9 protein-coding genes and 1 tRNA gene are annotated in these 8,633 nt (G+C 51.6%); 4 read left to right on the top strand and 6 right to left on the bottom strand.

The window, feature by feature from the left end:
* From D6694_14315 to D6694_14305, 3 genes are all read left to right on the top strand, one after another.
* Positions 1-154, top strand: a 154-nt coding sequence (locus tag D6694_14315; protein RMH35929.1) for a hypothetical protein, incomplete at its 5' end; no start/stop codon positions are given.
* Positions 151-1,524: a Re/Si-specific NAD(P)(+) transhydrogenase subunit beta gene (locus D6694_14310; GenBank protein RMH35928.1), complete on the top strand. Its 1,374-nt coding sequence runs from the start codon at positions 151-153 to the stop codon at positions 1,522-1,524. The genes D6694_14315 and D6694_14310, both read left to right, overlap by 4 nt.
* Complete coding sequence (locus D6694_14305) at positions 1,521-2,381, top strand: alpha/beta fold hydrolase (GenBank protein ID RMH35927.1); 861 nt, start codon at positions 1,521-1,523, stop codon at positions 2,379-2,381. Before D6694_14310 ends, D6694_14305 begins: the two co-directional genes overlap by 4 nt.
* Positions 2,382-2,397: 16 nt before the next feature.
* On the opposite strand, the gene D6694_14300 is transcribed toward D6694_14305, so the two are convergent.
* Both D6694_14300 and D6694_14295 read right to left on the bottom strand, forming a co-directional pair.
* On the bottom strand, positions 2,398-4,971 hold the full coding sequence (locus D6694_14300; protein ID RMH35926.1) for a DUF5117 domain-containing protein: 2,574 nt from the start codon (positions 4,969-4,971) through the stop codon (positions 2,398-2,400).
* A gap of 147 nt (positions 4,972-5,118) precedes the next feature.
* Positions 5,119-5,195: transfer RNA gene (locus D6694_14295), tRNA-Val, on the bottom strand.
* Positions 5,196-5,265: 70 nt separating this feature from the next.
* On the opposite strand from D6694_14295, the gene rrtA reads away from it, so the two are divergent.
* Complete coding sequence (rrtA, locus tag D6694_14290) at positions 5,266-5,928, top strand: rhombosortase (GenBank protein RMH35925.1); 663 nt, start codon at positions 5,266-5,268, stop codon at positions 5,926-5,928.
* On the opposite strand, the gene rfbD is transcribed toward rrtA, so the two are convergent.
* The 4 genes from rfbD to D6694_14270 form a co-directional block, all read right to left on the bottom strand.
* Complete coding sequence (gene rfbD, locus D6694_14285; GenBank protein ID RMH35924.1) at positions 5,904-6,806, bottom strand: dTDP-4-dehydrorhamnose reductase; 903 nt, start codon at positions 6,804-6,806, stop codon at positions 5,904-5,906. The two genes, rrtA and rfbD, sit on opposite strands and share 25 nt — an antisense overlap.
* Positions 6,803-7,357, bottom strand: a complete 555-nt coding sequence (locus tag D6694_14280) for a dTDP-4-keto-6-deoxy-D-glucose epimerase (GenBank protein ID RMH35923.1) — start codon at positions 7,355-7,357, stop codon at positions 6,803-6,805. The genes rfbD and D6694_14280 overlap by 4 nt, the downstream gene beginning before the upstream one ends.
* Positions 7,332-8,387, bottom strand: a complete 1,056-nt coding sequence (gene rfbB / locus D6694_14275) for a dTDP-glucose 4,6-dehydratase (protein ID RMH35922.1) — start codon at positions 8,385-8,387, stop codon at positions 7,332-7,334. The genes D6694_14280 and rfbB overlap by 26 nt, the downstream gene beginning before the upstream one ends.
* A partial coding sequence (locus D6694_14270; GenBank protein RMH35921.1) for a glucose-1-phosphate thymidylyltransferase occupies positions 8,384-8,633 on the bottom strand: 250 nt, incomplete at its 5' end. The genes rfbB and D6694_14270, both read right to left, overlap by 4 nt.

Here is an 8,633-nt window from a genome sequence, read left to right as displayed (position 1 = left end):
TGTTGTTGGCGCACTACTACAGATCTCGTCTGACAATGTGACGGTACGAATACTGGCGGCCGTTGCTGTGCTGGTGGCCTGCATCAATATTTTTGGTGGTTTTATTGTCACAGAACGGATGCTGCGCATGTTCCGCAAAGGAGGTGACCAATGACACCGGGAATGACGCATGCGGCATATTTGTGCAGCGCCATTTGCTTCATTCTGGCGCTTTCTGGACTTAGCCAACAGGAAACTGCTCGTGCTGGCAACCGCTTTGGGATTGCCGGCATGTTGATCGCGTTATTGGCAACAGTGGCTCAACCCCAAGTCGACCAAGTTGGTTTGATCGCCTTGTTGATGGCAGTGGCAGCTGGGATCGGCGCCTTGCTTGCGCTGCGCGTACAAATGACGCAAATGCCGGAGCTCGTGGCCATTTTGCATAGTTTTGTTGGACTTGCCGCGGTCTTTGTCGGGTTCAACAGCTTTCTTGATACCCATCAGTTGACCGGCACCTATCAACTCATCCATCTCATTGAGGTCTATCTCGGTGTGTTCATTGGCGCCGTGACTTTTACCGGTTCAGTGGTCGCTTTTGCCAAGCTACGGGGACTGATGGCCTCCAAGCCACTGATGCTGCCGCATCGGCACAAGTTCAACTTGCTCATCATCGTGATTTCAATTGTCATCATCATCGACTCCGTACGGCAAGGCGGAGATCTTGATGGCCTGCTCACGATGACCGTCCTCGCCCTAGTGCTCGGCTTCCATCTGGTTGCCTCCATTGGTGGTGCTGATATGCCGGTCGTCATTTCGATGCTGAACTCCTATTCCGGTTGGGCGGCGGCCGCGGCGGGCTTCATGCTCGGGAATGATCTGTTGATTATCACGGGTGCCCTTGTGGGCGCTTCAGGCGCCATTCTGTCATACATTATGTGTCGTGCCATGAATCGCTCCTTCATCAGTGTGATTCTTGGTGGCTTCGGCGCCGCCTCATCGGGTCAGGAAAAAGACACGATCGGTGAGATTCACGAAACGACGGCCGACGAAGTCGCTGAGCTGCTCAAATCCTCCCACCTCGTTATCATCACACCTGGTTACGGAATGGCCGTTGCCCAGGCACAATATCCGGTGGCCGAATTGACCGAAAAACTGCAAAAACGTGGGATCAAGGTGAAATTTGCCATTCATCCGGTCGCCGGACGACTACCTGGTCACATGAATGTCTTATTGGCTGAAGCCAAAGTGCCCTACGATATTGTCTACGAGATGGAAGAAATTAATCCGGAGTTTTCCGACGCCGATGTTGTGCTCGTCATCGGTGCGAATGATACGGTCAACCCTGCAGCCGCAGAAGACCCCAACAGCCCGATTTCTGGCATGCCAGTATTGGAAGTTTGGAAGGCGCGGCAGGTTGTGGTCTTCAAACGCAGTATGAGCACAGGGTATGCCGGTGTACAAAACCCCCTATTTTTCCGCGAAAATACCATGATGCTCTTTGGTGACGCCAAGGACTCCGTGGAGGCAATTAATCGCTGTCTATGAACGAGCCTCAACCGCTACCGTTAACAACGCCGACCGGACAAGTGATTGAGTCAACGTTGTTCGAACCGGAGACTTCTGTCATCGGACAGTTGGTTATTGGGGGCGCTATGGGTGTGCCGCAACGGTTCTATCGGCACACTGCCACATTTTTCGCCAGTCAAGGCATCCGCTGTCTCACCTTTGATTACCGCGGGGTTGGCATGCCAGAAGTGACAAAAAAATACGAGCATATCCAAATCATTGATTGGGCTCGGGAAGATTTGACGACCGCGTTGCGAACACTCAATCAACATGCCCCGACTTTGCCCCTCTATTATCTTGGACACAGTCTCGGGGGCCAAATTGTGGGTTTAAGCGAAGTCGCCCCTAAAATAACACGCCTATTGATGGTGGCCTCTGGCGTCGGTGACTGGCGCTGTTTTTCACCACGACAATGGCCGAAAATGTGGCTTGCTTGGTATTTGGTGATCCCGCTACTTTTAACGCTGAAAGGCTATTTACCTGGTTGGCTCCTTGGCGGCAATCAGAACATTCCGAAAGGAGTGGTCAAACAATGGCGGCACTGGTGCTTGCAGTCAGGCTACTTGTGGAGCGACCCTGCAACACAGCCCCATTATTACGAAGAGACCAATGATGCGCTCTTTATCGCTCTAAGCGATGATCATGGACTTGCCCCACCCAGTGCCGTAGCAGCACTGACGGCACATTACCCAAACGCACAACTGGCCATTCGATCACCAAGCGACATTGGTGTTAGGGAAATTGGCCATTTTGGAGCGTTTCGACCGGAACCAGGCAAGCGACTATGGAAAGAGTGGCTTGCCTGGTTAACGGATGGTGTCGCACCGACACCTTAGTGTGTCATCTTGTGTTTCAAAGCTTCTTCATCGCAGTCGAGATGATCTGACGAATCAGTGCACGATGCGCCCTCGTCGCTGGTTCATCTATCTGGTAACGACCGATATCTTTCAGCGCCAATAGCTGCTGGTAAGCAGCCGTTTGCGCCACCGGGTCAAGATTGACCGGCTTTTGGCCAAGACCAGCAAGGCTGACCAGGCGTTTTACGTACATCAGTTGGAGACGTTGGCGCATTGGGCTGACCGATGTTTTCTTGTCCGCATCAAATATGGCAGCGGTCAGATCGGAGAGCATTCGGTTCACTGTATATTCATTGCCATACAGCCTTGACTCGGACAACCTGGCCAGCACTTCAGGATGTAGTACGTGCGCTAAGATAGCAGCTTGCGCAGCATAGACCGCTTGTTCAAACTTCGGATTGATATTTTTACCAAAATCCGAAAATCCCCGTCTTTGACGTTGCAAATAAGGCACAAGCGGCAGAAAGTCATCAAAAGCATCGGGGGCAAAAATACGATCCCTCAGTAACTTCATAGCAGCCAACTGTTTTTCAAGGGGAACCGCCATAAATGGTTGCTCAGCGGCACCGGCCTGCCCAACCATAGCCCTGTCAACATACACGCCACCGATGTAGCGAGATGCGACCACACCGGCATAAATGTACTCACCAAAAAGACGATTAAACCCAACCAACAAGTGCTGCCAAGACTTACCCGGCTTGGCGAGCTTGTCTTTCAGAGACGGCAATATTGAGCGAATCAGCGCCATCCGTTGCGCTCCGTATTTTATCGCCTCATTCGACAAATCATTGATCATGACGCGTGGGTCAATATGTCTCCCCGGGGCTCGCATATCGTCAGCATCATTGCCGAAAGCAAGGGCTGGCTCAGTTGAACGAGACAATATTTTCTCAAGCCGTGCTTCCTCTGCTTCAGGATCATCAAGGGCTGGCGAATAGCCGTATTCTATTGCCCATTTGTCGTATGGGCCTGGCCGCCAGTCAACATAGTCGCCTTGTTGGAAGCCGGGAGGCGCGATGTTAATGGCGGGATAGTCCATCACCGACGCTGTCACGTTGCCTTTGGTCTTTGCGGCATCGTGAATGTCGGTGGCATTCCACAGCTGCGAGGCGCGCATATTGTGATTCAGCCCCAATGTGTGACCAATCTCATGCAGGATCAGTCGCGACATCGCTTGCTTAAGTAATTTTTTCTTTTCAATCGCAGGCGCTCCTGACGCATCCAGAACTGCGCCAGCGAAAAGCAATTGTGAGTGCAAAAAGTGGCCTGCGGAACAATACAGGCCCTGTGTTTCGTTACCGATTTCTGCTGCATTGGCGCCTTCTGTGTACAATTCATCCACCAACGCGCGATTTTTCATATAGACGTACTCCAGCATAATGTCCGCACCGAGTATCTGGCCGGTCAACGGGTTAGCCAGACTCGGACCATAGCCACCAAACATCGGGCGCGGTGAAGCCGTCCAACGGAGTACGTTGTAACGCAGATCTCCAGCATCCCAGTCGGCATCGTCGGGTTGAACTTTCACGACAATCGCGTTTTTAAATCCAGCCAGCTCAAACGCCTCATTCCATCGAAGCGCCGCTTCACGAATTGTCTCACGCCATTCTTTAGGCGTTGTGTTTTCGATCCAGAAGACAATCGGTTCAACCGGCTCCGAAACAGGCGCACTCGGATCTTTCTTGACCAAATGCCAGCGATTGATCACATCTCTGTACGGCGCCCAATCATCAGAAGTAAGATCCGTCCTTTGTTGCGTGAAATAGCCTATACGTGGATCGTCTCTGCGCGGTTTGAAACCATTGTTCTGCGGCAACTCAATGAAGGAATGTTGAATACGTATGGCCACCGTCCTCGGATCGGTCACTTCGGGCCCGGCGGCAGGCACAGGGTTGGGATTATCAAAAACATATTCCACCACCACATCCGAATTCTTCGGGTAGCTTCGCAAAGCCACGTACCTTGTCTTTGCCTGATTCAATTTCCCGAGTTTGAATTTGGGCTTTTTATTGACGGCTCCACGACTTGGGTTTGGATATGGGCTAACTTTGTGCAAGGCCTCTGACAGTAACACCTTGTCTATTTCAAGCGCCATTCGGCCCGTCTTCTTGTCCTCTGCCTTAATTTTGAGGCTTGCCAGTACCGCAGGAGACAAGTTGCTGCCCGCCGACCGTGCAATGGGACTATCAGGATCGAGATAAAACCGGAGATTTGGTGCCACGATTTCAATACGGTCAAAATGTCGGCGAAACTCAATGACTTTGTATTCGCGATACTGGCCTTTGACCGTGCCCGCATCGGGCGTGCCATTTACCGTGTGGGCAAAGTACAGAATGGGCCTACTTAACTGGCTTTTCTCAAGTACCAGAAGTAAAGCCCCATTGTCCTGACTTTGATAAAAGTTGAGCAATCCGGTGTGGGCGGCTTTCCCTTGGATTAACTGTGCAACCGATTGCTTTTGCTTGTTTTTTGCTGAGCTTTTCGGTGATTTCTCCGCTGCCGCAATGCCAAATGAAAGAAAGCAAAGAAAAAGGACAAGTGCACGCCCCACCGATGATCGACTTGCCATGAGAATCCTCCCAATTTGTTTTGTCTATATCCCACACCGTCATGATGATGAAATAGCAACGTAATGGCAAGCCTACACAGCCCCCAAAGTGTACGACCCACAAACAAAAAACGGCATCCTTGCGGATGCCGTTTTTTGTTAAAAAATTGGTAGGCGCGATTGGACTCGAACCAACGACCCCCACCATGTCAAGGTGGTGCTCTAACCAACTGAGCTACGCGCCTGTCGTGCGGCGCGTATAATAACCACTCGCTTACGAGAGTGCAATATTTTTGTGCATCTCAGGTCGCCACAATGATTATTGTCTTATTCCGCACGTCAGTTAGAATGTTGCGTCTGTTCGCAATACGAAGGAATCGAATGCGCGCTTTCATTCGTCAGCACTGGCCTGTGCTTCTACTATTACTGACCATGGTGGGTATCGCGACCTGCCCATCTGAATGGCAACAGACACTCCGTTATGATGTTGACGCCATTGCTCATGGTGAGGTATGGCGATTATGGACCGCCAACCTCGTACACACCAACTGGGCGCATGTTCTCCTGAACAGCGTCGGGCTGTTGGTCATCTGGACAGTCTTTCACGAGCAAGTCACACCTTCTGGTTGTTGGCTTCTTTTTATCGCCATTGTGGCTCCCATTCATTTGTTTTTGCTTTATTTGTTTGTGCCTGAACTCAAGTGGTATGTCGGCCTATCCGGTGTGTTACATGGCTGGTTGGCTGCCGCAGCGATCATGGACATTCGCGCTCGTTATTGGGTCGGATACCTACTTTTCGCCGCACTGCTTGGCAAATTGTCGTGGGAATATATTTATGGCGCTTCCGAACAGGTTAAGGCGCTCATTCATGCCGAGGTGGCCACTCAAGCTCATATCTCGGGGGCGTTGGTCGGGGCAATTGTGTCACTGTTGTGGCCACGTTGCTGGTGTGGTCATTGTCGAGGTGAATCAAAATAGACTGTCCGCCACGCCGCTGCCACTGTCTCCGACAAACCAACACGCCAGTCCGGAAGGGTCACACGGCATACCGAACGAGCCAGTGTATCATCAAGGACAGAGTAGCTTGGTCGACTCGCAACAAGTGCCATTTCAGAACTACTCACGGGACGAATCGGCCAAGTCCGCAACGCTGGTTCAGGATGGTTTGTCACAATGTGACGGGCAAACTCGAACCAGCTGACAGGCGGACCGCCAGCGATATGGAGTAAAACCGGAATCGAATTGCCTTGACACCAGTATTCGCCAATCTGCAAAAGGCTGAGCGCAAGTTGTTCACAGTTTGTCGGTGTTGTGATCTGATCTTTGACCACAATCAGTGGCGCCTGAGCTGCGATGCGCGACAAAATTTTACCAACAAAACTTTCTTGACGATGTGAAAAAAGCCCAGCGACGCGAACAACACAACTTGAAGCCGAAGATTCCTGAACATAAATCTCACCAAGTCGCTTCGACCATCCGTAGGTATTCAAAGGTGCCGGCGGGTCGTCTTCTCGCCAAGCCCTTGGCCATTCGCTGGCCCCAAACACATAATCCGTGGATATGTGCAGCAATTTGGCGCCAACCAATTGACAGGCTTCGGCAACATGACGAGCGCCTAATGCATTCACCTGATACGCCAACCCTGCTTCAGTTTCTGATTGGTCCACTTGAGTGTACGCGGCGCTTTGAATCACCAAGTCAGGCGAGTGGTGGGTAAGCGCTTCAATCACTTCCTTGGGCTCGCACACATCTAAGGTATTTTTTGACAGCGCCACACAATCAATACCCAAAGCTGACGCCACTTTCTCAATAGCTTTCGCAAGCTGCCCTCGCCCACCAGTGACCAAAATTTTCATTCTGACACCCTTGGATATCCTTTCGAAAAATCCAATTGGGCCCACAACACACCGTTGCGATCCTTTTCGGAAGTCACTGGCCTAGACACAGGCCATGGGATCGAAAAGAACGGATCGTCAAATCTGAGTACCAGTTCATCATCCGGGCGATAGGGGGCATCCACAGCATACTGAACAATAGCTGGTTCGGTAAGGGTGGCAAAGCCATGCGCGCAACCTTTCGGAATAAAAATCACATGTGATTGGCTTGCGCTTAGTTTGGTTGCAAACCAGCGACCAAAGCTTGGTGAACCCGGCCGCATATCCACAACAACATCCCAAATGTCACCCACCACTGGCCACACCCATTTTGCTTGCGGATACTGTGCTTGCAAGTGCAAACCGCGAACGACATTTTGGTGGGATAGCGATGTGTTCAATTGAAGCCAAGTGCCCTGATCATGACCACAGAGCCGCGAAGATAAAGCTTCTTCAAACCACCCGCGCTCATCGTAAAAACGCGGCCGACTGCCGATCAGCACCCCCTCAATGTCCGTCTGTCGCCAATTCATAACTCTGCCGTCTCGTCAGCCAATCTTTGTGTGTGAGATACCAATCAATCGTCTCCGTTAACGCACGCTCAAAGTTGGTCCAGCGATGCCACCCCATGGCGCGTACTTTCTGATTGTCGATGGCATAACGTCGGTCATGGCCAGGCCGATCTGCACTCTCGACAATGCATTTAAGTGCATCATCTTGAGACAGGCCAAGACGAGACGCAACAATTGTCACCACCTTTTGCAGCAGTGCCCGATTTTGCCATTCGCACTCGCCACCAATGTTCACCACGGTACCAACATCGCCATGATTGAGATAAAACCACAGAAAGTCGGCGTGATCGCTCACATACAGCCAGTCTCGGACCTGTGCGCCACCGCCATATAAAGGAATGGTGCCGCCAGTGAGCACCGCACGAATGGCCCTCGGTATCAGTTTTTCGGGGTGCTGATAGGGGCCAAAGTTGTTACTGCAATGGCTTGTCAGTGTTGGCAAACCATATGTCTGATGCCAAGCGCGTACAAAATGGTCGGCAGCCGCCTTGCTTGCCGAATAGGGAGAATTTGGCCGATACGGATCAGTGTCTAAAAACTTGCCCTGTTCAATGGAACCATACACTTCATCAGTCGAGACATGCAAAAACCGAAAACTTGTCTGCTCGGGAGCAGACAACCCTTCCCAATGCTGACGCACTGCCTCAAGCAACATCACGGTTCCCATGGTGTTGGTTTGAGCAAAGGCCATCGGGCCGTATATCGATCTATCGACATGAGTCTCCGCCGCTAAATGTATCACTGCGTTAATTTGGTACGTTCGCAGGAGCCTTGTAACGAGCGCCTGGTCCGCAATGTCCCCCTTAACAAATTCACAACGCGCGTCACTCAGGCAATCTGAAATGTTTCCCATGCTCCCGGCGTAGCTGAGTAAGTCGAGTATCACGACACGCGTGACATCACGCTTTTCGCAGAGAAGCCGTCGGACAACATGACCGCCAATAAATCCAGCCCCACCGGTCACCAGTACACGCCAGGGTATGCCTATCATGGTTCTTCCACCAAACGTTGCAGATAATCCTGATAGGCGCCACGGGCACGCTTGGCCAAAGCCTTAAGTTGTGTACGATTAATCCAGCCTTGCCGCCAGGCAATCTCTTCCGGACATGCAACTTTCCGCTGCTGGCGCTTCTCCACGGCCGCCATATAATGCGTGACATCAAGCAAAGCATCTGTGGTACCCGCATCAAACCAAGCGATTCCACGCCCCAATGGCACCACGTTTAAACACCTTTTT

The organism is Gammaproteobacteria bacterium (genome assembly GCA_003696665.1).
Lineage (GTDB): Bacteria > Pseudomonadota > Gammaproteobacteria > Enterobacterales.
Note: the sequence above shows the minus strand (reverse complement) of the source record. Positions and strands in the feature narration are given on the sequence as shown.